A 226-nucleotide genomic window follows, 5' to 3' on the forward strand; every position below is an offset into this window, starting at 1 on the left:
ATGGCATTTTACGACTTCTTAAAGTGAAAATGCAACCTATCATGCGACAGATTGCATTTGTTTTCAAAGTACTGTCATGCGTTCACAGATAAGATTAGAAGAAACCCATTTTTTTAGGGCTGTACGACACCAGCATGTATTTGGTTTGCTGATAATGATCGAGCATCATCAGATGGTTTTCGCGGCCGATACGTGATTGGTTATAGCCGCCGAATGCCGCATGGGA

The 226-nt window shown here is 42.0% G+C and carries 1 pseudogene; it reads right to left on the reverse strand.

What is annotated here, in order from left to right:
- Nucleotides 1–94: 94 nt before the first annotated feature.
- Nucleotides 95–226 (reverse strand): annotated as a pseudogene (locus V6252_RS13145) (aldehyde dehydrogenase family protein); the annotation flags it as partial.

The sequence above is a fragment of the Psychrobacter proteolyticus genome (assembly GCF_038155145.1).
GTDB classification, from domain to species: domain Bacteria; phylum Pseudomonadota; class Gammaproteobacteria; order Pseudomonadales; family Moraxellaceae; genus Psychrobacter; species Psychrobacter proteolyticus_B.